At 64.4% G+C, this 26,754-nt stretch carries 13 protein-coding genes; 5 read left to right on the top strand and 8 right to left on the bottom strand.

Annotated features, from left to right (window positions below; all coding sequences use genetic code 11):
* Positions 1-89 precede the first annotated feature (89 nt).
* Positions 90-1,259, bottom strand: coding sequence for a GTP-binding protein (locus tag KYX69_RS15565; protein ID WP_300498793.1), 1,170 nt, complete (start codon positions 1,257-1,259; stop codon positions 90-92).
* Positions 1,256-1,654, bottom strand: coding sequence for a MerC domain-containing protein (locus KYX69_RS15560; protein ID WP_300498791.1), 399 nt, complete (start codon positions 1,652-1,654; stop codon positions 1,256-1,258). The genes KYX69_RS15565 and KYX69_RS15560 overlap by 4 nt, the downstream gene beginning before the upstream one ends.
* A 92-nt stretch (positions 1,655-1,746) precedes the next feature.
* On the opposite strand from KYX69_RS15560, the gene KYX69_RS15555 reads away from it, so the two are divergent.
* The 4 genes from KYX69_RS15555 to KYX69_RS15540 are packed head-to-tail and all read left to right on the top strand — an operon-like array spanning position 1,747 to position 7,731.
* A complete protein-coding gene (locus KYX69_RS15555) occupies positions 1,747-2,967 on the top strand; it encodes a GTP-binding protein (RefSeq protein WP_300498789.1) in 1,221 nt (406 codons plus the stop codon).
* Positions 2,967-3,563, top strand: coding sequence for a DUF1826 domain-containing protein (locus KYX69_RS15550; RefSeq protein WP_300498787.1), 597 nt, complete (start codon positions 2,967-2,969; stop codon positions 3,561-3,563). Before KYX69_RS15555 ends, KYX69_RS15550 begins: the two co-directional genes overlap by 1 nt.
* Positions 3,564-3,589: 26 nt before the next feature.
* The gene (locus KYX69_RS15545) at positions 3,590-5,710 is read left to right on the top strand and encodes a M3 family metallopeptidase (protein WP_300498786.1); all 2,121 of its coding nucleotides are present in this window, start codon (positions 3,590-3,592) and stop codon (positions 5,708-5,710) included.
* On the top strand, positions 5,710-7,731 hold the full coding sequence (locus tag KYX69_RS15540; RefSeq protein WP_300498784.1) for a TonB-dependent receptor: 2,022 nt from the start codon (positions 5,710-5,712) through the stop codon (positions 7,729-7,731). Before KYX69_RS15545 ends, KYX69_RS15540 begins: the two co-directional genes overlap by 1 nt.
* Positions 7,732-7,851: 120 nt before the next feature.
* Here KYX69_RS15540 and KYX69_RS15535 read toward each other — a convergent pair whose 3' ends face one another.
* The 4 genes from KYX69_RS15535 to KYX69_RS15520 all read right to left on the bottom strand — a co-directional run bounded on the left by KYX69_RS15535 (position 7,852) and on the right by KYX69_RS15520 (position 22,026).
* Positions 7,852-15,123: a hypothetical protein gene (locus KYX69_RS15535; protein ID WP_300498782.1), complete on the bottom strand. Its 7,272-nt coding sequence runs from the start codon at positions 15,121-15,123 to the stop codon at positions 7,852-7,854.
* Between the two features lie 193 nt (positions 15,124-15,316).
* Positions 15,317-18,031: a glycoside hydrolase family 2 TIM barrel-domain containing protein gene (locus tag KYX69_RS15530; RefSeq protein WP_300498780.1), complete on the bottom strand. Its 2,715-nt coding sequence runs from the start codon at positions 18,029-18,031 to the stop codon at positions 15,317-15,319.
* A gap of 52 nt (positions 18,032-18,083) precedes the next feature.
* On the bottom strand, positions 18,084-19,733 hold the full coding sequence (locus KYX69_RS15525) for a carboxylesterase family protein (protein ID WP_300498778.1): 1,650 nt from the start codon (positions 19,731-19,733) through the stop codon (positions 18,084-18,086).
* Positions 19,734-19,782: 49 nt separating this feature from the next.
* Positions 19,783-22,026 carry a TonB-dependent receptor gene (locus KYX69_RS15520; RefSeq protein ID WP_300498776.1) on the bottom strand — a complete coding sequence of 748 codons (2,244 nt, stop codon included), beginning with the start codon at positions 22,024-22,026 and terminating at the stop codon, positions 19,783-19,785.
* Between the two features lie 266 nt (positions 22,027-22,292).
* On the opposite strand from KYX69_RS15520, the gene KYX69_RS15515 reads away from it, so the two are divergent.
* Positions 22,293-23,051, top strand: coding sequence for a FadR/GntR family transcriptional regulator (locus KYX69_RS15515; RefSeq protein WP_300498774.1), 759 nt, complete (start codon positions 22,293-22,295; stop codon positions 23,049-23,051).
* A 9-nt stretch (positions 23,052-23,060) separates the two neighbouring features.
* On the opposite strand, the gene KYX69_RS15510 is transcribed toward KYX69_RS15515, so the two are convergent.
* Complete coding sequence (locus tag KYX69_RS15510) at positions 23,061-25,427, bottom strand: glycoside hydrolase family 3 N-terminal domain-containing protein (RefSeq protein WP_300498773.1); 2,367 nt, start codon at positions 25,425-25,427, stop codon at positions 23,061-23,063.
* A gap of 46 nt (positions 25,428-25,473) precedes the next feature.
* The gene (manD, locus tag KYX69_RS15505; protein WP_300498771.1) at positions 25,474-26,682 is read right to left on the bottom strand and encodes a D-mannonate dehydratase ManD; all 1,209 of its coding nucleotides are present in this window, start codon (positions 26,680-26,682) and stop codon (positions 25,474-25,476) included.
* Between the last annotated feature and the right edge of the window lie 72 nt (positions 26,683-26,754).

The raw sequence follows: 26,754 nt of genomic DNA, 5'->3' as shown, positions 1-26,754 counted from the left end.
CCGCTCCCCCACCCGGCCACCCATAGAATACACTGTCGTTGGGTGGCCGGGTGGGGGAGCGGGCCGGTGCCGCCTAATTCAATACGACTCTAGCTGCGGGTCAGCGAGAAACTGTCGCCGTTCGAAAATGCCGGAAGCGTGTCGAGCGATGCGCTGAAGTCCGACCCTTGCGGACCATAGACTTCAAAATGCGAGATGCCGGCGGTCATGATGTCGAGCGTCTGGCGCAGCGTGGCCTCACCAATGTCGCGGGTGATGAATACGATCCGGGATCGTCGGTCATCGCTCGGCCATGCCTCGAGCAGCACCGGCGGATGGAAGACGTGCTGGACGCCATGGATCACCGCCGGGCGATCGAACTCGGCCAGGTTCAATATGCCCTTGATGCGCAGAATCTGCGGGCCTGCGAACAGCGTCAGCACCTCGATCCAGCGCTCGAACGCCTCGCCGCGCAGCGGCTCGTCGAACGTCAGGCAGATTGCGTGGATATGATCGTCGTGGCGGTTGATGTCGTTATGGTCGTGATGGTCACCATGATGATGGTGGTGGTGATGGGCCCCGGCATAGGCCTCCGCGTTGAGCCAGACGAGCACCTGTTCCCCCCTGGTCGCCGGATCATAGAGCCCGGCGTCGAACAGCGCTGACGGGTCGATCGCACCGTTGACCGCAGGCAGAAGGGGGGCGGCCGGGTTGATCGTGCGCACGCGCGCCTCGACCACCGCAATGTCGGTCGGCGCGACCAGATCGGTCTTGGTCAGGACCAGCCGATCCGCCACCGCGATCTGACGCACCGATTCATCCTGCGCGTCGAGCGTCGCCAGCGCGGTGGCGGCATCCACCGTGGTGATGACGCTGTCGAGCCGGTAGAGTTGCGCGATCCGCTCATCCATCAGCGCGGTGTGGAGGATCGGGATCGGGTCGGCGAGGCCGGTCGTTTCGATCAGCACCCGGTCGAACCAGCAGATGCCGTCGCGAGCGAAGCGGAACGGGGCATCGCGCAGCGTGCGTACGAGATCGCCGCGAATCGTGCAGCACAGGCACCCACTCGACATCTCGACCACCACTTCCCGCTCCTCGCTGGCCGAGACGAGGTCATGGTCGATACCGATTGTGCCGAACTCGTTGATGATAACGAGCGTCTTGCGCATCGTCGGGTCACGGACGAGCTGATTGAGCAGGGTCGTCTTGCCGCTACCCAAGAAGCCGGTGAGCAGCGACAGCGGAATCCGCGCATGCGTGGAGGACAGGATCAAGCTCATGCCGGCTGGTCGTCACGCGCATGCCGATGCGGGAGTGCGCGCCAGTTGAGCGCGTGCGCGACGGCGAGCAGGGTAGCGCCAACGACGGTGAGCACGGTTTCAATCCACTCCTCCGGCGCAGCAAAGGCGCCGAGCGCGAGCAGCGCGATGGCCGGCACCGCAAGCCGCGCAGGCACCGTCCAGCGATGCCGACGATAGCCGGCGGCTAGCGCCAGGATACTGGTCGGAACCGCGAACAGTAGCGCGCCGATATGAAAGCTCTCGGGTAGTGCGAGATAAGCGGCCAGCGTTGGCACCAGCATCAACAGCACTGGCAGCGCAAGGCAATGCACCAGGCACAATGCCGATGCGCTTATCGCCAATGTGTCGAACAGGCGTTGGCGGGTAGCGAGCATTGTCATTCTCCGGAGTTGAAGCGCTGGACATCGACATCACAAAGGGATAAATCAGGAGATGATATACTGTATCATTAAAGTCAAGGATCGCCATGTCGTCAGATGACAATCGCCTGCCCGTTACCGTCCTGTCCGGGTTTCTGGGGGCGGGTAAAACGACGCTGCTCAATCATATCCTCGCCAATCGGGAGGGTCGCCGCGTTGCGGTGATCGTCAACGATATGTCGGAAGTGAATATCGATGCCGATCTCGTCCGTGGCGGCGATGCGGCGCTGGCGCGCAGCGAGGAGAGCCTGGTCGAGATGACCAATGGCTGCATCTGCTGCACGTTGCGCGACGATCTGCTCAAGGAAGTGCGCGCGCTGGCGGAAGCGGGAAAGTTCGACAGCCTGGTGATCGAAAGCACCGGCATTTCCGAACCGCTGCCGGTCGCCACCACCTTCTCGTTCCGCGACGAAGACGGCAATTGCCTGGGCGACGTAGCCCGGCTCGACACGATGGTCACCGTCGTCGACGCGCTCAACCTGCTCGCCGATTATTCGAGCCAGGACTTTCTGGCCGACCGCGGCGAGAGCCTGGGCGAGGATGATACGCGCAGCCTGGTCGGGCTGCTGGTCGAGCAGATCGAGTTCGCCGATGTCGTGATCGTCAACAAGGCGGGCGCCGTCTCCCCCGATCAGCTCGCTATCGTCAAGAAACTGGTCGCATCGCTCAACGCCGATGCGCGGATCGTCACGGCGGATTTTGGCCGCGTGCCGCTCGACACGGTGCTCGGCACCGGCCTGTTCGACGAGGACAAGGCGGCGCAACACCCGCTTTGGGCCAAGGAACTCTATGGCTATGCGACGCATCAGCCCGAGACCGAGGAATATGGGATCGAGAGCTTCGTCTATCGTGCGCGTCAGCCCTTTGATCCGGCCAAGCTCCACGCATTTCTGACCGATGGCGGGCTCGACCATGTCGTGCGCGCCAAGGGGCATTTTTGGCTGGCGACCCGCCCCGACTGGGTCGGGGAACTGGCCGTGGCGGGCAGTCAGACGATGACCGCGCGCATGGGCCGCTGGTGGGGATCGATTCCTAAAAATCACTGGCCGGATGACGACCGGTTCGAGCGGTTCGTGCTGCAACATTGGGACCCGGTGTGGGGCGACCGGCGGCAGGAGCTGGTGTTCATCGGCATCGGCATCGACGAGGCGCGGATCCGCGCCCGCCTCGACGCCTGCCTGTTGCCGGTCAAGCAGTTCACCCCGGAAATGTGGATCGGACTGCGCGATCCCTTCCCGGACTGGGAGCCCGAGATGGAGGCGGCGTGATGGCGACGCAGTTGTGGGCGCAGGAGCCGGAGCCCGTCCAGATCGCGGCATCGCCGGAGGTCCTGCTGTCGGTCACCGCGCCTGAGGTCGCGCTAGCCATCTGGAACCGCGCTGCTCCGGCGGGGCTGGCCGCATCGATCGACGCTCTGGTCCTCGACGCGGTCGACGACATCGAAGCGGCGATCGAGGCGCCGATATCCGCTGCCGACCTCACCGTCACGTTGCAGGATGCGGGCTACAACTCGGACGTCGTCGCCTTGTTGGCCGAGGATATTGCTGCCCTCGCAGGCCGCTTTGCGGCGGTCGTCGGTCGGACGCGCTTCAAGCTGCGGCTCGAAGTCATCGAGACCGACGCCTGCCGCCGCTTCCATTCCGACTTCGTGACCTATCGCCTCCTCACCACCTATCGCGGCCAGGCCACGCAATGGATCGAAACCGACCGCCCCGACGCGGTCGCGCAGATGCGGGCGGGCGAGGTCGCGATCTTCAAGGGGCGGATGCTGCTCGACGATCCGCCGGTGCTGCACCGGTCGCCACCAATCGCTGCAACCGGGGAACAACGCCTGCTGCTCGTCCTCGATCCCGTCACCGAATGAACCTCTCTTCAGTCAGGAAGTCCACCATGCGTTCCGCCCATTTGCTTGCCTCCAGCCTGATCGCGCTCGCTTTGGTTGCCCCCGGCGCCGCGCGCACGCCGCCGTCGTCGCAACAGGCGCTAGCGGCCAATCCCCTGCTCGGCGACTGGACGACCCCGGACGGGGTGCCGCCCTATCACCGGATCCGGCCCGAACACTATGAACCCGCTTTCGACGCGACGATCGCGGCGGCGCGCGCGGACTATCGCCGCATCGCGGACAATCGTGCGGCACCGACCTTTGCCAACACGATCGAGGCGATGGAAGGCGCGGGGCGTCCGCTGGGCCGCGTGGCCAGCACCTTCTTCAACGTCGCCTCGGCCGACGCGACCGATGCGATTCAGCAGGTCGAGGAAGCGGTGACGCCGAAGCTGACCCGGCTGCCGAACGACACCTATCTCGACCAGAAGCTGTTCGCGCGGGTCGACCGCCTGTGGAAGGCGCGCGCGACGCTGAAGCTGACCCCCGAACAGATACGTCTGCTGGAGGAAACGCACAATCGCTTCGTCCGCGCCGGCGCGGCACTTGCCCCCGCTGCGCGCACGCGCGTGGCGGCGATCAACGAAGAGATGGCGAAGCTCGGCGTCGAGTTCGGACAGAAGCTGCTTGCCGACCAGAAGGCAGGCAGTGTCTTCCTGACTGCGGCGGAGGTCGAGGGGCTTCCCGAAGACCAGCGCAATGCAGCTGCGACCGCAGCCAAGGCAGCTGGACGCGACGGCAGCTATCTGTTCGCCGCGACACGCTCTGCCGCCGAGCCCTTCCTGACCGCCGCCCCCAATCGCGCGGCGCGGGAGAAGGTGTGGCGCGCCTTCGTGATGCGCGGCGACAATGACAATGCGAACAATACCGGCGCCATCATCGCCCGGCTGGTCGCGCTCCGGATCGAGCGCGCGAAGCTGATGGGATCCGACACCCATGCCGAGTTCGTCCTAGAAGATTCGATGGCGAAAACCCCGGCGGCGGCGACCGAGCTGTTGATGCAGGTGTTTCGCCCCGCACTGGTGCGCGCGGGCGAGGAGATGAAGGACGTCGCGGCGCATGCCGCCAAGGACGGCATCTCCAAGGTCGAGCCGTGGGACTGGCGCTATTATTCCGAGCAGGTGCGCAAGGAACGGTTCGCGCTCGATGAGGCGGCGGTAAAGCAATATCTGCCGCTCGACGGCATGGTCGCTGCGCTGTTCGAAACCACCAACAAATTATACGGGATCACCGCGCACGAGCGGAAGGACGTGCCCGTCTATGCCGATGGCGTGCGGGTATGGGAATTGCGCGAGGCGGACGGGACCAAGATCGGCCTCTTCTATGCCGACTGGTTCGCCCGGCCGACCAAGCGGCCCGGCGCGTGGATGAACAGTCTGCGCGATCAGAACACGCTGTTCGGCGAGACGGCGGTGGTGGTGAACAACCAGAATATCGTCCCCGCCCCGGCGGGTCAGCGCACGCTGATCTCGATCGATGAGGCGCAGACGCTGTTCCATGAGTTCGGCCATGGCCTGCACGGCCTGCTCAGCAAGGTCCGCTATCCCAGCCTGTCGGGCACCGCCGTCTCGCGCGATTTCGTCGAGTTTCCGAGCCAGGTCTATGAGCACTGGGTCACCGAACCCGAAATACTGCGCAAGCACGCCCGCAATGCTGCGGGTGAGCCAATACCGGACGCGATGCTTCAGGCGCTGCTGAAGGCGCAGACGTTCAATCAGGGCTATCTGACCGTCCAGCAGCTATCCTCGGCGATCCTCGACATGCGGCTCCATACGCTCCAGTCGCTCCCCGCCAATTTCGACGCGCGAGCGTGGGAGGCGGCGCAGCTCAAGCAGCTGGGGGTGCCCGATGCGATCGGGATGCGGCATCGCCTCGCGCATTTCAGCCACATCTTCGATGGCGGCTATTCGGCCAGCTATTACGCCTACACCTGGGCCGAGGCGATGGATGCCGATGGCTTCGCCGCGTTCAAGGAAACGGGCAATATCTTCGATCCCACGCTGGCCGCGAAGCTGCGCAAGGAAGTGCTGGAGCGCGGCAATACGCGCGATCCGGCGGAAAGCTACATCGCGTTTCGCGGTCGGCTGCCCAATGCCGATGCGCTGCTCAAGAACCGGGGGCTCAACTGATGCTCTGGCTCGTCGCGAGCGCAGCGCTGGCGGGAGAGCCGGCCCCGACCGAGCCGCCCGCCGACCCGCCGGCGGAGCCCGAGATCGTCATCACCGGCGCGTTTCAGCGCGACCAACGCGACAGCGCGTCGCCAGTGTCGGTGATCATCGGCGCCGAGCTTGAGCGCGAGTTGCGCCCGCAGATTGGCGAGTCACTCGCGCGCCAGCCCGGCGTATCGGCGAGCAGCTTCGGCCCCAATGCCTCGCGGCCGATCCTGCGCGGACTGGGCGGCGAGCGCGTGCGGGTGCTGACCGACGGCATCGGCGCGTTCGACGTATCGAATACCTCCGCCGACCACGCCGTCGCGATCGATCCGCTGCTGGCCGAGCGGGTCGAGGTGCTGCGCGGCCCGGCCTCGCTCCGCTTCGGTTCGTCGGCGATCGGCGGGGTGGTCAATGTGACCGATCTGCGCATCCCGACCGAAGTGCCTGATGGTGTGTTCGCGGGTCAGGCGCGTGCAGGTTTCGCCACTGCGGCGGATGCGCGATCCGCTGGTGCCTATGTCTCGGTCCGGCTGTCGGACAAGCTGGTCCTGTCGGGCGGCGGCAGCGCGACCGATACCGACGACCTGCGCGTCGGTGGGCCATTGCTGTCCGCACCGCTTCGGGCGCAGGCGCGTGCGAATGCCGATCCTGAAATCCGTGCGCTGGCCGAGCTTGCCGGGCGGTTACCCAACAGCGGATCGAAGACGCGCACTGCCAGCCTGGGCGCGGCTCTGATCGATGAGCGCGGCGACCTCGGCGTGGCAGTGACGCGCTACGAGAGCAGCTATGGCCTGCCCATCCGCTTCAACCTGACGCCGGGTGCCAAGCAGGAAGCCGTGTCGATCGATGGTCCGCAATGGCGCGCGGACCTGCGCGCTTCGGTGGCGCTGGGAGACGGGTTGCTTGAACGCCTGTCGCTGCGCGCCGGCTATGCCGACTATTCGCATGTCGAACGCGAGGCGGACGGCGGCGTGGGCACGCTGTTCGCGAATGAGGGGATCGAGGCGCGCATAGAATTGCGGCAGCGCAAGCAGGGGGGCTGGCAGGGCGTGAGCGGCGTGCAATATTTCGCGCGCGACTTCCTGGCGGTCGGAGCGGAGGCGTTCGTCCCGCCAAACGTGACCGAACAGTTCGGCCTGTTCACCTTGCAGGAGCTTGAACTGGGGCCCGTTCGGTTCGAAGCTGGGGGGCGGATCGAGCGGACCGCCATCGTCTCGCAATCGATCGGCTTTGATCGCAGCTTCACCGCGCGCTCGATCGCAGCGGGAGCGTTCGTGACGGCGGCGAAGGGCGTGAAATTCGGCCTCAACCTGTCGAGCACCGCGCGCGCCCCGTCGGCAGAGGAGTTGCTTGCCGACGGTCCGCATGTCGGCACCCAGAGCTATGAGATCGGCAATCCGAATTTCGGGATCGAGCGGGCGAGGGGCGTTGAGCTGGCCGCGCGGCTTGGCGAAGGTCGCTGGCGGCTGGATGCGTCGGCCTATCGCACGCGCTTTTCGGGCTATATCTACGAATATGAGACCGGCGCGGTGATCGATGAGTTGCCGGTCTTCCAGTTCGAACAGGGCGACGCCACCTATCGCGGGTTGGAGGTCGAGGCGCAGGCGACACTCATCGAAGGACCGGTCGAACTGACCGCCGATGCGCTGGTCGATGCGGTGGAGGCGACGATCGACGGGTTCGGCCCCGCTCCCCGCATCCCCCCGCTGCGCTACGGTGGCGGGGTCGAAGCGCGCGGCGACCGGTGGGGCGCGCGAGTCGAGGGCGAGCGGACGACCCGTCAGACCCGCACCACGGGCTTTGAATCCGCGACGCCAGGCTTCACGCTGGTTAATCTGAGCGGCGACTGGAAACCCTGGGCGGGGCGCGACCTGCGCTTCACCCTGTCCGTGGCCAATCTGTTCGATGTCGAGGCGCGGCGGCACGCCAGCTTCCTCAAGGACTATGCACCACTTGCTGGCCGGGACATTCGTATCGGGATGAGTGCACGCTTCTGACAGTGGGTTTTGGGGATTGGTCGAGCCGTTGTTCAACCTCCAGGTTCTTCATCGATTGAAGAACATGCAACCAAATCGCATGTCATCGGGATGATGCGGCGCTCCCCCAAAGATCCGAGCTCAAAGTTCCAAGAAGTCGACGAACAGCCGCGGATTGTGGAAGTCATGCATCAGCCCCGCGAGCAGCCCGCGATCGTCTCCGCCATATTCTTGGGCAAGCACGGGTTGCTGCTGGGCCGACGCCGCAAAGATGAAATCGCGTTCCGACAGGCTCGCGCGCGCAACGCCATTCAGGACGATCATGTCGCCGTTGTTCAGCAAGGGGTCGCCGCCGCCGAGGTCGATGGCCGTCGTTCCGCCATTTTCGTGCATCGAATTCAGTACATCCTGCCAGGTCAGGCCAAAGGCGCTGAGATCGATACGATCAACGCCAACCTGAAAGTCACCGATTACGTCGGCGCTGGTCCCACGCTCGAATACGAAGATATCGGTGCCTGCCTCGCCGAACAACACGTCGCGACCGCCCCCGCCATTGAGGATGTCGTTGCCTGCGCCACCCAGCAACCAATTGTCATGCTGGCTGCCGGTGATGCGGTTGTTCAGCTCGTTGCCGACCCCAAATGGAGTGTAGTCGAGCAACACCAGATTCTCGACATTGGCGTACAGATAGTAACCGGCGCTGTTCATGCGCGCATAAACCGTGTCGATGCCGCCATCTACGGCTTCAAAGGTCAGGTCGGCCGGGGTGTCGACATAATAGATGTCGTCGCCCGAGCCGCCGTCCATCAGGTCGTGATCGCCGGCACCGCTATTGCCGTAGAGGATGTCATTGCCGGCACCGCCGACCAGAATATCGGTCTCGAAATCGGACCCGCCCGTCAGGATATCGTCGCCATCCTCACCGTACAGCGCGTCCGCCTGAGCTCCGCCTTCGATCACATCATTGCCCGCGCCGCCGGCAAGATAGTCGATACCCCCATCGCCGAAGAGCTGGTCATTGCCATCCTGCCCGAACAGCGAGTCGATCCCGCCGCCGCCGCGCACGACATCGTCGCCCGCGCCGGCGATCAGCAGATTCGAACCGCTATTGCCGATGATCGTGTTCGCCAGTTCGTTGCCGACGCCGAACAGGTCGCCTGCGCCTTCGGCCAGGGTCAGATGCTCGACGTGCTGCCACAGATAGTGGCTACCGGTCGCAATCACGCTGTCGACGCCGCCACCGGCAAACTCAAAGACCAGATCATCCGGACGATCGACATAGTAGAGATCGTCGCCCGTGCCGCCATAGAGCCGGTCGGCGCCTGCACCGCCATCGATCAAATCGGGGCCTGCTCCGCCGACCAGTTGATCCGGTCCAGAGGTACCGAAATACTCGAACCGCGCACCGACGCCGGCAAGACCCGGATAGACTGGCGCAGTCCCCGCTGCCGGCGGCGGCGGGGCTGGCGGCGGCGCAACAGTGGCTGGCAGATTGGTGGCGTTGAACCGGAAATTCTCAGTGGTGATCGCAGAAACCTGGACGCCACGAAGCAATAGCGTGTCTGTGGCCGAAAATGTCACCAGGACGTCCGCACCGCGCTGTTCGATCGCGGTGTAGGCGGAATAGCCCACGGCATAGATGATGTCGCCGTTTGCGCCCGCCGCAAAATCGGTGATCACGTCATGGCCCGACCCGATGCCGATGTAGAATCGGTCGGCCCCTGCCCCGCCGGTGAGGAGGTCATCGCCGCCGGCCCCGATCAACCAGTCTTCGCCGAACCCGCCGAGCAGCGTGTCGCTATAGCTGCCCCCATAAAGCCGGTCGTCGCCATCGCCGCCCGAGACGCTGGAAAGCGCACGCCCCAGCCGACCGTCGTAGACGTCGTTGCCGCCCATCAGGTCGACCGATCCGGTGACGACGCCGCTATTCTGCAGCAACTCGGCACCGGCGCCCAGGCGGACGACTCCCTCCAGGCGACCACTATTGTAGATGGTGAAGCTGCTGTCCGCGTTCGCACCGCCGTCGATGGCATAATCGCCGGTCACGGTGCCGCTGTTCCAGAAGAATCCGCGACCGTTGACCGAGATCTGCACTGCCGCGCTGTCGAGCGCGGTCGTCGAATCGCTGACGGTAATGGTGCCGCTATTGACTGCATTTCCAGCTGGGCTGGATGGGCCGTTGTTGAAGAAGACGTCGACACCGATGCTTGCCTCGCCGCCGCGTGCGATGATCGTGCCGCTGTTCTGGAACCCGGCCTGATTGTAGAAGATTCCGGTCGCTCGCCCGCCCGCCTCTGCGATGATGCTTCCGCTGTTCTGAACGATGCCCGACGGCCAATTGACGGCGATAGCGTCGGCCCCGGCATCAGCGGCGACCGCCCGGATCGTGCCCATATTCCATGGCGTGCCCATGACACCCCATGCGTCGCCATCATGGGCGATGACCTCGAATGTCCCGCCCTGCAAGATGACGAACTCGCTTTCGCCGGAGACGTAGCCAGTCGGCCCTGAAACGACATTTCCTCCGATCATCCCGGCGAGCGGAGCCTCGCTCGCATCGGCTTCGATCCGAACGGTGCCGGCGATGAAGCTTTGTATCCCCCCTTCTACGCCTTCCAGCCACAAGGGGGACTGGTGTAGCCCGAGCCGGAAATGCGCCTGATAGTCTGGGTTGGTCAGGTGCAGCGTCGTGCCCGCCTCGACCAGAAACACCGGCTCATTGACCATCAGAAAGTTCGGTACCTGGCCGGCCGGTTCGGGTGCGAGATCGTTGGCGCGGAACAGCAGGTTGGAGGCGTTGATCGCCGAGAGTTGGACGTTCTCGACAATGATCGCATCGGCGCCGGACAGCGTGATGCGAACATTGTTGCCCTCCTGTGCGATCGACTGATAGCCGGTGTATCCGAAGACCTCGATCCGGTCCCCGGCAGCGAAGTCCGTAATCCGGTCCACCCCGTCGCCGTCGGAAAAGAGGAACCGGTCATTCCCCGCGCCGCCGGTGAGCCGGTCTGCACCGGAATCACCGAGCAGCACATCGTCGCCATCGCCACCGACCAGCGTATCGTCGCCCGCCGCGCCCTCAAGGAAATCCGCTGCGGCCGAGCCGCGGATCGTGTCGGCATAGACCGATCCGACCACTGACTCGAACCCGCGGACGTAAGACGTCCCGCGATTGATCGCGGTGCCGAGCGCCAGATCGACCTCGACCCCCTGCCATGCGTCGAGGAAGCTGAGCGTGTCATAGCCCGCGCCTCCGTCGAGGGCATCGCGCCCGCTGCCGCCCTGAACCACATCCTCGCCGCCGCCCGCGAGGATCAGGTCGTCGCCGCGCCCGCCGATCAGCCAGTCGTCATGGTCGCCGCCGAGCAGCCGGTCGTCGCCGGTCCCGCCGTCCACGACGCCGCGATGCTCCCCACCGCGCCCGTCATAGAGATCGTTGCCGGATTCGAGCATCGTCGCGCCGGTCATCAGGCCGGTATTGATCACCTGATCATCACCATAAGCGAGATAGACGTCGCCCAGAATGCTCCCGCTATTCTCGATGCGTTCGGCGGCGATGTAATGCGTGCCGCTATGCGTCGAACTCACCAGGATTGCGATGTCGGCGGCAATCGTGCCGCTGTTGACCAGCACTGCCGGGGCGCCGGTTACGCGGGAGTTCTGCTCCAGCAGCACACCGATGCTGGCATAGGGGGAATTGGGAGCGGTCGTCGCAACGATCTCACCCGAATTGACGAACCCGCCATTCTCGTAATTCTCGATGTTAACGCCGATCGCGGTCCGCCCGCCCGTCACCTCGATCAGACCGGTATTCGTGACTGCGCTGTCACGGTTGTTACGGTCGATGCCGATGGCATCATACGCACTGGTAACGCGCAAGACGCCGTTGTTGACGATCGAGACATCCTGACGGGTCGCGATCCCGGTCGCGTGCAGATAGCCGCCGCGAACTTCAAACAATCCGTCGTTCAGGAAATCGACATCGCCCGACGATGGCTGGTAATAGCCATAGGTGCGCCCGCTGGAGAGCGGCGGCCCCGTGTCGGCGATGCCCCGCGTCTCGACGATAAACGTCCCGGTCGCCGTGTTGTGAAACAATGCGTTGGAACTGCCCCCCGCGAACGGCAGATAAATTCCCGCAAGAGGGCCGTAGGAACCGCCATAGCCGTCTTGGCTGACCTCGATGGTGCCAGAGTTCAGGAAGGACTGGCTCCCACCTTGCGCTGATCCAAAAACCAGACCGGGCCGGACCTCCTCGAGATAGCCGGGGTTACTGATGGTGAGCGTCGTACCTTCGGGATTGGTGTGCTGACCGGTCACGCGGAAGTAACCGGGGTTGGACTCTGTCGGATCATAGCCACCGAAGCTGGCTGCCGTCAGATTGGAAACGCGAAGCTGCGAAAAGACCATCACGAGCACGCTGGCCTCGCCGGCAAAGCCGGTGGGATGGAACCACAATTCCACATTCCCGGCACTGTCGCGCACTTGCGCATGCCCAGTTGCAAATGGGTTCAAGCCGGACGCCGGGGTCCACGCGTTGCCGGTAATCGCAGCAAGTGCCGCGCCAAAATCGACCTGATCCACCGTGTGCGGAAACACGGTGTTGAAGTCGCTTACGCGCAGGACGCCGCCCCCGGTTCCAAAGCCCGCAGTCAGCCTCACGACATCGTTGCCGCCGCCCAGGGCCAGGTCGATGTCCGACGAGAGCGAGCCGACCGACACGGAATCGTGGCCGTCATCCAGGCCGACATAGGCTCCACCGGACCCGGCGGCCAAGGTCAGGCGGTCGTCACCGCTGCCCATCGACACGAAATAGCCACGACGCGCGGCCACCGTCGCAACGTCATTGCCGCTGCCCCCGTCGAGCGAGCCCGTCGGCGATGTATCGTGGTCAGGCCCCGCTCCGACCGTGAACACATCGTTGCCGGCACCGCCGCGCAAGACATCCTGCCCGTCGGCATCCACGATGCGATCGTCCCCATCACCGCCATCAAGGTGATCCCGACCCGCTCCGCCGTCGAGCGTGTCATTGCCCAGCTCACCGGAAAGGACATCGTGACCGTCGCCGCCCTGCAGGACGTCGTTGCCGCCCTGGCCAATGAGCATGTCATTGCCACCGAGCCCCGCCAGCGTGTCATCGGCTGCAGTCCCGGATAACAGATCATCGCCCGCGGTCGCCACGGTCGCAGGCGGCCGCACCACGACACCCAGATTATATTCGGTGAAATCCGCAACATTGGTATTGCGGAAAATGAAGAGAGTTGCGCTCCCGAGACGCAGCACGGTGTCGGCGCCGGATTGGCTCAACGTCGCGCCCGCCAAGAACGGATCAAACGTCGCCGGGTCGCCGACAACGTTCAGCCGCTGCTGTGCAAATGCCAGCCAGTCGATCCGGTCCCCCGTGTTGCCGGTCTGGAAATCAGTGATTTCGATTGCCGCCTGCGCGTTGGATGCGGCCGCTTCGTCAATCACGATCACATCTTGTCCGCCGCCCAGCGTCAACCGGAGTGGTCCGGCCAGCTCGGTCATGTTGCGCAGCACGAAACGGTCGTCGCCTGACCCAAGATCGACTCTTACCGTGCTGCCCTGATGCCCGCTGCCAAACTCGACCAGATCGTTGCCACCACCTGCGGTGATCTGCACCAGCTCCGCCAATGAACGCGACCCGTGCGAGACGATGATATGATCGTTACCCTCCCCACCGTCGAGCGTGTCCGACCCTTCACCGATATCGAGAAGGACGTCATCACCGTCGCCACCGATCAGGACGTCGTCGCCGTCGCCGCCGGATAGCCGATCATTGCCTGCGCCGCCCTCGATCCGGTCGTCACCATGCCCGCCGTAAATTTGGTCGTCGCCACCAAGACCGATCAGAATATCGGCTCCGGCCATCCCGTCGATAAGATCTGCGCCCTCGGTCCCGCTGCGCTGCGCCCCGACCAGTGGCGATCCGTCGACCGCCATTCCATTGAAGTTGAAGGCGGTCAACGACGACAACGCCACGCCGTTGAGGCGTACGACCTGAGTCAGCTCGCTAGAGCCACCAATTCCGTCATAATCGAGGTAGATGACCGTGTCGGCCCCTTCCTGAACAGCGCGGAGATGGCCTGTGCCGAACGGGTTGGCTGCGACCGTCCAACCATCGGTATTCGCAAGGCTCCCGAAATCGAGCACATCGCCGCCATTACCCGCCTCGAAATCGGTAATGATCAGCGGCTGATAGGCACGATTCGTCGCCACGATATATGCGTCGCCGAGTTCGACGCGATCCTGACCCGCGCCCAAGGTGGCGGTGACTTCGATAACCCAATTGCGCAGGTAGAGGCGGTCGTTCCCGCTTCCCAGGTCAACCACGGCCGTTCCGCTATTGCTGCCCCCCGTTCGCGGCCGATCGAAGGTGATCCCCAGATGAACCTGATCGTTGCCGTCACCGCCGAAGATGGTCTGAGCGAACCGAACATGCTGATAGGGCAGGAGCTCATAGGGGCTTTCAAACCGAATGATGTCATCACCGCCGCCGCCGTCGTAACGATTGCTGCCCAGATTGTCGTTCAGCACATCGTTGCCAGCCCCGCCGGTCAGGATGTCGTCATTCCAGCCGCCGTCGATGACGTCGTCGCCATCGCCCCCGCGAAGATCGTCGCGCCCGCCCGAACCGATCAGCCGGTCGCTGCCGCCAAACCCTTCCACCCGCGAGCCATTTCCATTTGCGACGAGAACATCGTCCTGCGCGCTTCCGGAGATCGTCGACGAGACGACAGGCCCGCCGGCCGGATCGAAACCGGCAAAGTTGAAGCTGGTCAGCGCGGACAGATTGACTCCGGAAAGCCGGAACAGATCACGGGTGTAGGCCGCCCCGTCGCCGCCGCCGGTTCCATCATAGTCCCAGCGCACGATCACGTCCGCTCCGTCCTGGACCAATCGCAAATGGCCACTGCTGAAGGGATTGGCCGCAGGAAAGATCGTCGTGGGCGCGGGGGACTGGTAATAGCCCAGGATCATGTTCTGGAGATCGAGAATGTCTCCGCCATTACCCGCAACGAAGTCGGTGATCGTGATTGGCCTCAGGTTGAGCGCCGTTGGCAGACCTGCGCCAAAGCCGTAGCTCAACAGGATCCGGTCGCTTCCTGCGCCCAACGATATGACCGTCTGGCCGGCAAGATACCGGTCCTGGTCGTTACCCAGAACCAGGACATCATTTCCTGCGCCAAGATCGACGGAGACGAACCCTCGTCCTGCGTGGGTAATCTCGACCCAGTCGTCACCGTTTCCAGTCTCGACCAACGTCGTGCGGAATACACCATCATAAATGGACGCATAATTGCCGATGGCCAGGATGACGCGGTCATTTCCTCCGGTCCCGGAAATATGGTCGGCATGCGGGGTAACGTCAGCGATTTCATCCGATCGCAAGTGGCCCAGACGTGGCTGTCCCAACGCTTCCATCAATCACCCCCGAGCCAAAATAACCAACATTTACAAAAATGAGGCACGCGATTCTCAAATCGGGGACACGGATAATTCGGAACTTAAACCAAAGCGAGACGGATTTCGGCGGCGTGACAATAAGCGGCCCGCGCTGCTCCGTGCCGGCGCGTGCCGGCGCTTAGTCAGTGACCGGCTCGATCTCGATTGCCGACACGATCGCCTCACCCCGTTGCGCGACAAAGTGCAGGTCGAGCGTGTCACTCGTAACCGTGATTGGGAAGGTTTCGCGCGTTGCGGTCAGCAGGGCGCCGGCGCGCGTGTGGATGTCGTAGCCATCCAGCACGGGAGTGCCGTTGGCGTTCACGCCGAACACGCGTGCGCCCTTCGCTTCACGCGGTTCGACGAAGCTCAGCGTGACGCGATAGCGACCCTTGGCCACCGGCACGCGATAGCGAAAGTCGGTGCCGCTGCGGAAGGTGGCGACGATGTCGCGGCGATCGGTGGCGGCGATGTCGACCAGCACCGGCTGGCGGCCACGGCCGCCGGGTGTGTCGGCCGTGCCTGCCGCCCCGCCGACAAAGAAATTGTCTGAACCGAAGCGCTGGTCCGCGCGGCCGGCGACGATCGTGCCGCTGTCGATGCGGAAGCTGCGCGCCGCGCTATCGGCGAGGGTCCATTCGACCCGGTCGGTGATCGGCCCCGACGCGAACGTGCCGCGCGCTTCGATCCGGTTGGTGCCGGGCTTCAGCCGGACGTCGCGCCAGACGCAGATCCGGTCCGGGCAATCGGTCAGCTGCGGCAAGGCGCGGCCATTGACGTGCAGGCTGGTCGCGGTGGCGTTGCTGTACACGCGCACATCGGTCACCGGATAGGCGCGGTCGATGTAGCGGCGGCCGGTGATATGGACGGTCGGCTTGTTGGACCAGTTGGCGCGGTAGAAGTAGAAGGCGTCTTTCCGGATCTTGCGGTCATAACTGACGACACCCTTGGTATTGATGTCCTGCGCATCGCCTTCGCGTCGCACCGTCGTGCCGAAATCGAACCCGTTCCACAGCCACACCCCCCACAGGTCGCGACGGTCCTTCAGCACCTTCCAGCTTTGCTCATGATACCAGGAGAAAAAGGCTTCCGGCTGAACACGCCCGGCGGAGTCGATCGGCCCACCGAGCGGGTTGTCCGAGTGCATGTTGGGCGCGCCGCCCGCGCCGATCTCGCTGATGGAGAGCGGCTGGTTGGGCCGCTTGGCACGCAACGCGTCGAGATGCGCGGCCAACTCGTGCGGCTTGCCATAATACCAGCCATAATAGCGGTTCGCCCCGGCTGCATCGACCGTGTCCGCCACCGACGGCACGTCGCGCATGCCACGTTCTTCGCAGCATTGGGCAAGCACCACCGGGCGGAGCGGGTCGGCGGCCTTGGCCTGCCCGTAGAGATCTTTCAGCAGCGGCAGCGGATCGGCGATCACTTCGGGCGGGCGGCCGAGGAAGTCGGGGCGGCCCGGGCCGAAATCGACCTCGTTCGCGATGCCCCACACCGCGACCGAGGCGTGGTTGTAATTCTGCTTGATCAGATCCTGAAGCTGCAGCCGGGCGTTGGCGCGAATGCCTTCCGGGGTTTCGACCTGATCCTTGGCGTTGGTCCAGGCGGTGACGAGGCCAATTTCATCCCACAGAACCAGGCCGTAGCGGTCGGCGAGGTCGTGGATCGGCTGGCCATGCTGATAATGGGCGAGGCGGATCGTGTTCGCGCCCATGTCGCGCACGATATCGATCGTCTCGGCGACATCCTGTTCGGTCATCGCCCAGTCCGTCGCTTCATTGTCCTGATGGATGCCGACGCCGACCAATGGCACGCGCTTGCCGTTGAGGATGAAGCCTTCATTCGGATCGAGCCGCATCGTGCGAATGCCGAAACGCTGATCGAGCGTGTCGAGCAATGCGCCGTCCGGGCTGCGCAGTTCGACCCGCAGCGTGTGGAGATAGGGGTCGGCGGTGCCGTTCCAAAGGCGCGGATTGGGGACGGTCAGCACGCCTTTGATCTCGGTGGCGGCATCGGTCGCGACCGGCCCGCTATGTCGCCAGGTCGCAACCGCCTTCCCGGTGTCGTCGAGCAGTTGCACGTCCATAGTAACGGTTTGCGCGGTGCCGCTGTCATTCTTCAGCCGCGTGACCAGATCGATCGTGGCGCTGGCGGCATCGGCGCTGCGCGTCGCGGCGTAGATACCAGGACCGCCGGAATCGAGCAGGTCGACATGCACCGGGTTGGCCAGCACCAGGCTGACCGGACGATACAGGCCGCCGCGCACGAAGAAATCTCCGGTCATCGGCAGCACGTCCGCCGTGCTGTTGCCCAAGCGCGGCTGGGTGTTGTCGACCTTTACGTAGAGCGCATTGGGCTGGCCGAAGCGGATCGCGTCGGTCGCGTCGAGGCGGAAGCGGCCAAACGGATTGCGATGTTCGCCCAACCGGACGCCGTTGAGCCAGACTTCCGCGGAACGGCTGGCCGCGTCGAATTCGAGGAAGGCGCGCTTGCCCGCACCATCGGCGGCGGGGGTGAAGGACAGATGATACCAGCCGACGCCCTGCGTCTTGTTGACGCTTTCCGCGCTGTTCACATGGGTCTGCGGGTCGGAGAGATAATAGCCGACGCGGTTCCAGGTGTGGGGGACGGAGACCGGCTTCCAGTTCTCCGGCTTGGGGGTGTGCGCTTCGGGGCCGGCATCGCCGACGAAGTTGAATTGCCACCCTTCGGCCAGCACGGTGCGCGTGCGGGGTGTGGTCCCTTCCGAAACAATGGGTGCCGGATCGCGGGGCGCGGCGGCGGTGGCCGTGCCGGTGGCAACCGAAGCGATCCCTGCAAGCGCGAGTGCGGTCGATCCGGTGAAGCGCTTCATTCATTCTCTCCTTGCCGCGTCGTCCTTGACCTGTCGCGGCCGAAATCTCGTATCAGTCGCGCGCCGAAGGGGTTGGCGTTTGAGCGGACGTACCGCGGAAGAAATCCAGCCGACGCTGATCAGGCCATCCGCCCAACCCGACATGATTTCCAAGGGTCAGCAACTGCGGGTGTTCCGGGTCGAACTTTACCCAGTTCAAGCGGCGGGTGTTCGGCGCGCCCGATCGCGCGAACGCGACCAGCGCGTCGGCCATCGCAGCAGCGAAATCCCTGTCCGCTGCCGTCCACGCGCGCGTCGGACGATAGCGGTTGAAGCTGTCCAGCGTGTCGAGCCAGAACGGCACTTCGGACGTGTGATAGGCGCCGGCCGTTGCCGGATCGAGGTCGGTGATCGTCACGCCGTCAACATAGGAATGCGGACGCGCGAACAGATAGCTGTAAACCGGTGCCGTGCCCGTTGCGACCTGAGCGCGTGCCCAGGCGTCCATCGCGGCCACCATCGTTGCGTCGCGATCGGCAATGCGGGCCTGGGCCTGCGCCTCGGCATCGCTGCGCGCGGGATAGAGGTCCAGGAACGCCGCGGCGCGCGCACCGAACAGCGCGGTGGCGCGGCTGCGATAGCTGGCAAGGCCGTCGATCTTGCCCAGCCCACCCAACGCCTCGTCCTGCGTAAAGCCGAGCAGGAGCGGCACATCGTTTTGCTGCGCGCGGCGAAATGTCTCATCGATCGGCATCGGCAGGACAAAGCCGTCGGCGATCGGTCCGACCGGTGGGGATCCGGGTGCGCGCGGGGCGACCAAGCGATCAGCGGGCATGGCCCGCATCTCGGCAAGGCTCTTGGCGTTCCAGATTTCCTGCAGCCGAACGCCATCCTGTTCGGCGCGGGCCAGTGGACGCATCGCCATCGGCCCTGCCGACCCGATCAGCGCGCCGCTCATCCCGACGGCGCGGTGAAACAGTCCTTTTGCAAGCGGGCTGGACTGAAGCGCCAGCACCGACATCGACCCGGCCGACTGGCCAGCGATCGTCACATTATGGGCGTCGCCGCCGAACCGGGAAATATTGTCGCGGACCCAGCGCAGCGCCGCGATTTGGTCGAGAAAGCCGTAATTGCCTGAAGCCTTGGCGGGCGATTCCCTGGTAAGCTCGGGGTGCGACAGGAAGCCCAGCGGCCCCAGGCGATAGTTGATGGTCACCACGACCGCGTCGCGCTCGGCCAGCCGGTCACCGGCATAGAGTGCGGCACCACCGGACCCGATGAAGAACGCCCCGCCATGGATATAGACGATGACGGGGGCCTTTTTCAGACCGGGCTTTGCCCAGATGTTGAGGTAGAGGCAGTCCTCGCTGGTAACCTCCGGTCCGGAATAATGGTTGCTGAGCACGTTGCGTTGCGGTTGGACGCATTGCGGCGCAACCCGGTCGGCATGAAGGACCCCCTGCCAGGGCGCGACCGGCTGCGGCGCGCGCCACCGCAGATCGCGCACCGGCGGCGCAGCATAGGGGACGCCGAGATAGGCGATAACGCCGCCCGCCAGGGGCTGTCCCTCGATCGTCCCGCCGGTCACGGCAACACGCGGTGCTGCACGGTCAGCGGCCCCCCCGGCATGTGCCGGGGAGGCCGCGACAAGCGAAGCGATCACGAACAGGACAGCCCTTCCCGCGCGCGGGATGCGACTGACCGTGCGTTCAACGAACTTCATCCGTTCCCCCTTTGAAGCGGTGACCGGCTCGCCCGCCAGACGGATCCGGTTATTGCGCCCCGAAGCCCACGCGCAGGCGGACACCGACATAGCGCTTATAGTTGCGCGGCACCTGCTGGATCAGCGTCGAGGCCGAATATCCGTTGCCGGTGTAATCGGTGATCGAACCCGGATACGCCTTGTCGAACAGATTATTGACGAAGACGGACAGATCCCAATTGGCCCCATCATTGCCGCGGAGTCCGACGCCCGCATTGGCAATGCCATAGGCGTCGAAGCGGGTCAGCGGGTTGCGGTCCAGCGAGAAGTTGACGTCATCCTGCCAGGTGTAGTTCGCGTTGAGATAGACGTTGATGCTGTTCGAAACCGGCGTTTCGTACGAGCCGCCGATATTGAATTTGAAGTCGGGCGAGTTGGCCAGATCGGCGCCGGCCAGGTCCTGGACCAGCGCGGTGCTGCCGGGGAGCGTGACACAGCCCTGCGCCACTGTCTGGCCCGGATAGCAGGCCGCGCCCGGGAACTCGCGAATCTTTGCGTCGATATAGGCGGCCGACCCAAAGATGTTGAACCCGCGCGCCACACGCACCGAGCCCTCCAGCTCGATACCCTTGGTGCGGAGCTTGCCGACATTCTTCAGAATGAACTGCGGCGCTCCGGCGATGAACTCGGCGCTCTGGGCCTGGAAATCGTCATAGTCGGTCCAGAAGCCGGTGATCGCGAACGTCCCGCGGTTGCCCAAGAAGCGGCCCTTGGTCCCGATTTCATAGGACACCGAATGTTCGGGCTTTACCAGATTGTCGATGCGCGACTGGTTGAAGCCGGACGAGATGTCGTATGCCTGCCCCTTATACCCCTTGGCGACCGAGCCGTAGACCATGAGCGTGTCGGTCACGAAGTGCTGCAGCGAGACCTTCCCGGTGAACGCCGTATCGCTGCGCTGATCCTGGTAGACGATCGGCGTGGCGGGGCGGTTGTCGCGGAAGAATACGCCGACCGTCTCGTGATTGACGCGCGCGCCGAGCGTCAGCTTGGTCTGATCCGAAAACTCGTAACCAAGCTGCCCGAACGCCGCATAGCTTTCGGTCGATGCGGTCGAATCCCAATTCTGGCGCAGGAACGACAGGAATGATGGTGCGGTCCGAATGAACTGACGATCGGTCTTGCCGTCAGCGTAGAACAGTCCGAACAGATATTCGACCGCTCCGGACCCCTTGGAGGTCAGACGAAGCTCCTGCGAGAACTGCGTTGCGTCATAGGGTCCGCCCTGGAACAGCGTGGGGGCTGCAGAGAAATCGAGATCGTTCCCGCTTTCCAGCTTCCACCGCTGATAGGCACTGATCGAGGTCAGCGTGGCGAACCCCAGATCGAGATCAGCCTTGGCCGACAGCAAATACTGGAAGCTGTTGGCATAGGGATCGTCGCTGAACCGGACGTTCGTGTTTCCCACACCTGGCGTGATCCCGGTGAGATCGACAGGCGCGCCGTTCTGGGTCGTGCCAGGACGAATGAAATAGTAAGTCGATGCGTTACCGTTCGACTTGGTGTTGCTGTAATTGCCGTTCAGCTCAAGGCTGAGATTGCCTGCGTCATAGGTGAACTTCCCGCCAAATCCGTAGGTCTCGGCACTGTTCAACCGGTTGCCATTGGTTAGGTTGGTGATGTGCCCTTCGCGGTCGGAATAGAAACCGTTCAACCGAAAGCCGGCATTCCCGCCGATCGGGCCGGAGAGCATGGCGGCAACGCGCGTTTCATCATCGTCGGTGAGCAGCGCCTCAGCATAGCCGCTGAGCGTCGAGGTCGGCGCCTTGGTCGTGATGCTCACGACACCGGCCGAAGCGTTCTTGCCGTAAAGCGAATCCTGCGGGCCGCGCAAAACTTCGATCTGGGCGATATCGTTCAGGCCGCCGCTGAATGCCTGCCCCTGCTGCAGCAGTGCGACGCCGTCGACGACGATCGAAACCGCTGGCTCGGTGCTGGTGGAGAAGGAAAAGGTGCCGATGCCGCGCAGCGAAACCGTCGAGGACGCTGCATTGCCGCCCTCGTTCAGTGTCAGCGAGGGCGAGACCCGCGCGATGTCGGTGAAGTCATCGACCTGAGCCGCCTCAATGATCGTGGGGCTGATCACGGACACGGCGCTGGGGACGTCGAGAATATTCTGTTCACGCTTTTGCGCGGTGATGATGATTTCCTGGCTGTCCGCCTCGGTCTGCGTTGCGGCGCCGTCCTGCGCGAATGCAGGCGTCGTGAGAGTCGCGCATCCGGCGATCAGCGCAATGCGCGCGGCCGAGCTCACCAATTTCGTGCAATTCATGACATCTTCCTCCCTCGATGCGCGCCCTCTCTTCCATATGGTCAGGACGCTGCGGCAAAATTGGTCATGCCATATCTTCGCGAGAGTGAAAAGGGGGATTGTATGTGGCACGTTCGATTAGGCCCCGTCGGCCTCTTGCCCGGCGGTGCTAGCCAAGGGTGCGCTAGCCAACACAGGTCTGGCCAATTGGGGCATATCGCGGTAGCGGTTACGCGACCGCCGCAGAACAGGGGCAATCGAGAGCGATCATGGCAGATGAAGGCGAAGGCGGCAGGGACCGGCTCTACCAGGCGATCGCCCGGCGATTGCTGGAGGTTTTTGCCAGCGGCAAATACCAACCCGGCGACCGCTTGCCGACCGAGCGTGAGCTGGCGATCGAGTATAATGTCAGCCGACCGACGATCCGTGAGGCGATCATTGCGCTGGAAGTGCAGGGGATTGTCGAGGTGCGCGTGGGATCGGGTGCGTATCTGCGTGGCCTGCCCAACGCGACGAATGAGGCCCAGTTCAACGTCACGGCGTTTGAACTGACCGAGGCGCGGCTGCTGATCGAGGGGGAAGCTGCGGCGCTGGCGGCGGCGCAGATCACGGACGAGGAGCTCGACACGCTGGCCAAGCTGATTGACGAGATCGCCCGCGAAAATGCCCGCAACGCCGGGACGGAGGACGCGGACCGGCAATTCCACCTGACGATTGCCAGGGCGACGCGCAATTCGGCGCTGGTCAACCTGATCGATACGTTGTGGTCGCTCCGGGCCAAGTCGCCGGAGAGCGCGCTGCTCTACGCCAAGGCACGATCGGCGAACGTCAAGCCGGTGGTGGACGAGCATCAGGTGATCCTCGACGCGCTGCGCACGCGCAATCCGGTGACCGCGCGCGCGGCGATGCGCGCGCATCTGTCGGCGGTGCTCGACAGCCTGTTGTTCGCGACCGAAGAGCGCGCAATCGAGGAAGCGCGCAAGCTCTCGGCATCGAAGCGCGCGCGTTACGCGCAGGCGCTCAGCTGAGCTTTTCGGTTAGCGATAGGTCAGACCAAAACCGTAGGGATAGAGCGTGCCCTGTGCGGTCTCGCCATAGCCCGGCGCGTCCGAATGCTGGCGATCGATCGCCGCGAGTGATGCGGGGAGCGCGAAGGGCAGCCGCCCTGCTGGCGCCCTGACGCCGGTCAGCACGTCGATCTGCGCTGCGTCGCTTGCGCCGAAGCTCGCCAGGATCGCGCCAGTGCCGCGCAACCCGCTTTCGGCATCGAGCACATAGGGCTGGCGGAAATAGATGTTGAGGATCACGCGGCGCGGGTCGCCGATCTCGCGGATCACCCCCTGGATGTCCGCGAGCGAGGGATAGAGTGACCAGCTTTGCGATTGTGCCATGGCGGAGAAGGACAGCATCCCCGCCTCCCACGGAAAGCTGCCGCCGAAGATCAGGTTATCGTCGACACAGGCGCGCTTCGGATCGGCGTCGGACGCGGCGCAGGGATCCTGTTCGCTCCAGCTTTGCTGACGCTTGCCGGTGGTGCGGTCGAGGATCGACACCGACGGGTCGATCGTGCGGCGGCCGGTCTGCGCATCCTTGCTCGAATAGCGGCGCGCGGGGTTGTTGTTGACGCGGACATTGATGACCGCGAACCGCGTCCCCTCCGGCACGCGCGGGCGCGTCTGGCCCTTAGCCGCGTCGTAATTGCCGTCGGTCGCGACGAAGCCGCGCTTGGCGAAATCCGCGCCCGCAAAGCCCATCGTGTAGATCCGGCTCTTTGCCGCGAGTGGCAGGACCGGTGCGCCGTCGACCGCCTGATTCTGGAGCAGCACCAGCGAGCGGCGCTGCATCTCCAGCCCCAGTTCGCGGTTTGCCGGGGTGCCGATCGCGCCCGCCGCCGCTTCGGCATCGACATAGGGATTTTCGAACAGGCCGAGCGCGAATTGCTCGGTCAGCAGCCGTTGCACCGCCGGGTTGAGGTCGCGCGCTTCGTCCAGTGCGCCGGCACGAACCAGGTCGATGATCGTATCCTTGCGGCGGAACTCCGACAGGACATCGGTCCCGGCCCGGATCGCCAGCGCGGTGCGGTCGGCGACGGTGTAGTTGTGCCCGGTCGCGGGGTTGATCCGGCTGTCCTCGAGCCCCCAGCCGCGTTCCTCGATGATACCACTGTCCGAGTTCACATAGCCCTTGAACCCCAGCTCATCGCGCAGGATGCCGGTGACGATCTGGCGCGAAAAGGCCATGCCGATGCTTTCGACATTCCGCCCGCCGTGGCGTGCGTCCACCGGAGCGCCGTAATAGGGCATGATCGACCCGACTCCGGCCTTGATCGCGCGCTCGAACGGGCGGAGGTGATAGTCGAAGCCGTAGCGGCCGCTGGGGTCGGTGTAGAACTGGTCCTTGCCGAAGCTGTAGTGCGCATCGAGCCCGAGTTGTTGCGGGCCGCCGCCGGGAAAGTGCTTCAGCGTCATGCTGACATGGGTTGCGGGTGACAGCGCCAGGCCGTTCGCCTGCTTGGCGCCCTGAAGCCCCTCGACCAGCGACGCGGCGATATCGCCGACCAGATCGGCATCCTCGCTGAACGTTTCGTGGAAGCGCGACCAGCGCGGTTCGGTGCCGAGATCGGCCATATAGCCATACATGCCGCGCAGCCCGATCGCGCGCCATTCCTGCCCCATCACGCGCGTGAAATCGCGGATGACGCCCATGTCGCCGCGCAGTCCGGCGGCCGTTGCTCCGGCATCGGCGCGCGGTGGCGCAGCGGCGCCGAGCGCGGCGGCGGCGAGGCCCGCTTCCTTGGGGAATTCGGTGAAAGCGCCTGCGCCCTGACCGATGCCGAAGGTCGGGCTGACCTCGACATGGTTGCGGGCATTATCCTTGAACAATGCCGGGATGCCGAGCCGCGTCCCTTCGCGCAATTCCTGTACCGCATTGGTGAAGCGCGCCATCTGGTCGGGCGTCTGGCGATAGCCGCCGCGCAGGCGGAATCCGGTCAGCTTGACCGAGCAATCGGCGGGCTGGGTCGAGACGGTGGCGCGAAGGATGAAGCGGCTCATCTCCTCTTTCTCAACCAGCGCGCGCCCGTCCGCCGTGACCGATCCATCGCAATCGGGATTGTGCGTCGCGATCAGCATCATCCCGGCTTTTTCGGCCAGGGTCATGCGGCTGACGAGATCACGTGCCCGCGTCTCCGGGGGCAGTCGCCAGTCCTCGTAAGCGTCGAGCGTGCCCGATGCGTTGAGATCTTTGAACCGCAGCCCGGAGACCGTGAGCACCGGCTTGCCCCGCGCAGCGATCACCGGCTGTGTCGGTGCCTGCGTGGCGTCGCGCGTCGCTGCACACCCGCTCAGCGCGACGCTGATCGCCAGCATCGAAGCGGCAAGGCGAACCGGGCGGGTCATCGGCATGGTCAGCGTCCTATCGTCGTGCAGGTCGGGGGCGGAACGGCGCGCGTCACCAGTTCCACATGCTGCCATCTTCGAGCCGCGCGACCGGGAGATAGGCGGGCTTGTAGGGATATTTTGCCGCCAGCTCTTCGTCGATGTCGACGCCGTGACCCGGGGTTTCGCCGGAGAACAGGTAGCCGTCCTCGAACCGGTAATCGTGCGGGAAGACCGCATCGGTCTCTTCGGTGTGGCGCATATATTCCTGGATGCCGAAATTCGGGACCCAGGTGTCGAAGTGCAGCGCGGTGCCCATCGTCACCGGCGACAGGTCGGTCGCCCCGTGGCAGCCGGTGCGCACCTGATACAGCGACGCGAGGTCGGCGATGCGGCGCAGATGCGTGACGCCACCAGCGCCGACGATGGTGGTGCGGATATAGTCGATCAGCTGGTTCTGGATCAGGTCCTTGGCGTCCCAGATCGTGTTGAAAATCTCACCTACCGCCAGCGGGGTCACCGTGTGCTGACGGACCAGCTTGAACGCTTCCTGATTTTCCGCCGGGGTCACATCCTCCAGCCAGAAGAGTTGATAGGGTTCGAGCATCTTGCCGAGATTGGCGGCTTCCTGCGGCGTGTAACGGTGATGCCCGTCGTGCAGCAGATGATGATCGAAGCCATAGGTCGCGCGGACCTTGTCGAACATCTTCGGGATGTAGTTCAGCGCCTTGCGCGTATCCCAGCCGGTGACCGAGGGGAGCGCCGCATCGGCAGGCTCATAATACATCGTGCCGCGCCCGACGCCGTACGCGTCCTTGATCCCCGGCACGCCGGTCTGAGCGCGGATCGCCTTATAGCCCATGTCGATATACTGGCCGACCGCGTCGACCGTTTGCTCGATATCCGACCCGTTGGCATGGCCATAGACCATCACGCCGTCGCGGCTGCGTCCGCCGAGCAGCTGGTAGAGCGGCATCCCGGCCATCTTGGCCTTGATATCCCACAGCGCCACGTCAACCGCAGCGATCGCGCGCATCGTCACCGGCCCGCGCCGCCAATAGGCCCCGCGATAGAGATACTGCCAGATGTCTTCGATCCGGCGCGGGTCCATCCCGATCAGGCACGGCGCGACATGATCCTGCAGGTAGGAGACGACCGACAGTTCACGCCCGTTGAGCGTGGCGTCGCCGATGCCGTAGACGCCCTGATCGGTTTCGATCTTCAGCGTCACGAAATTGCGTCCCGGGCAGGTCACGATGACCCGTGCGGCGGTAATCTTCATTTCAGGCTTAACTCCCCTCCGGTGCCGCATTCGGCATCGTCTTACAATCAATAGTAGATTGGTCAGACATTG

The organism is Sphingomonas sp., from assembly GCF_030145815.1.
GTDB lineage: Bacteria > Pseudomonadota > Alphaproteobacteria > Sphingomonadales > Sphingomonadaceae > Sphingomonas.
Note: the sequence above shows the minus strand (reverse complement) of the source record. Positions and strands in the feature narration are given on the sequence as shown.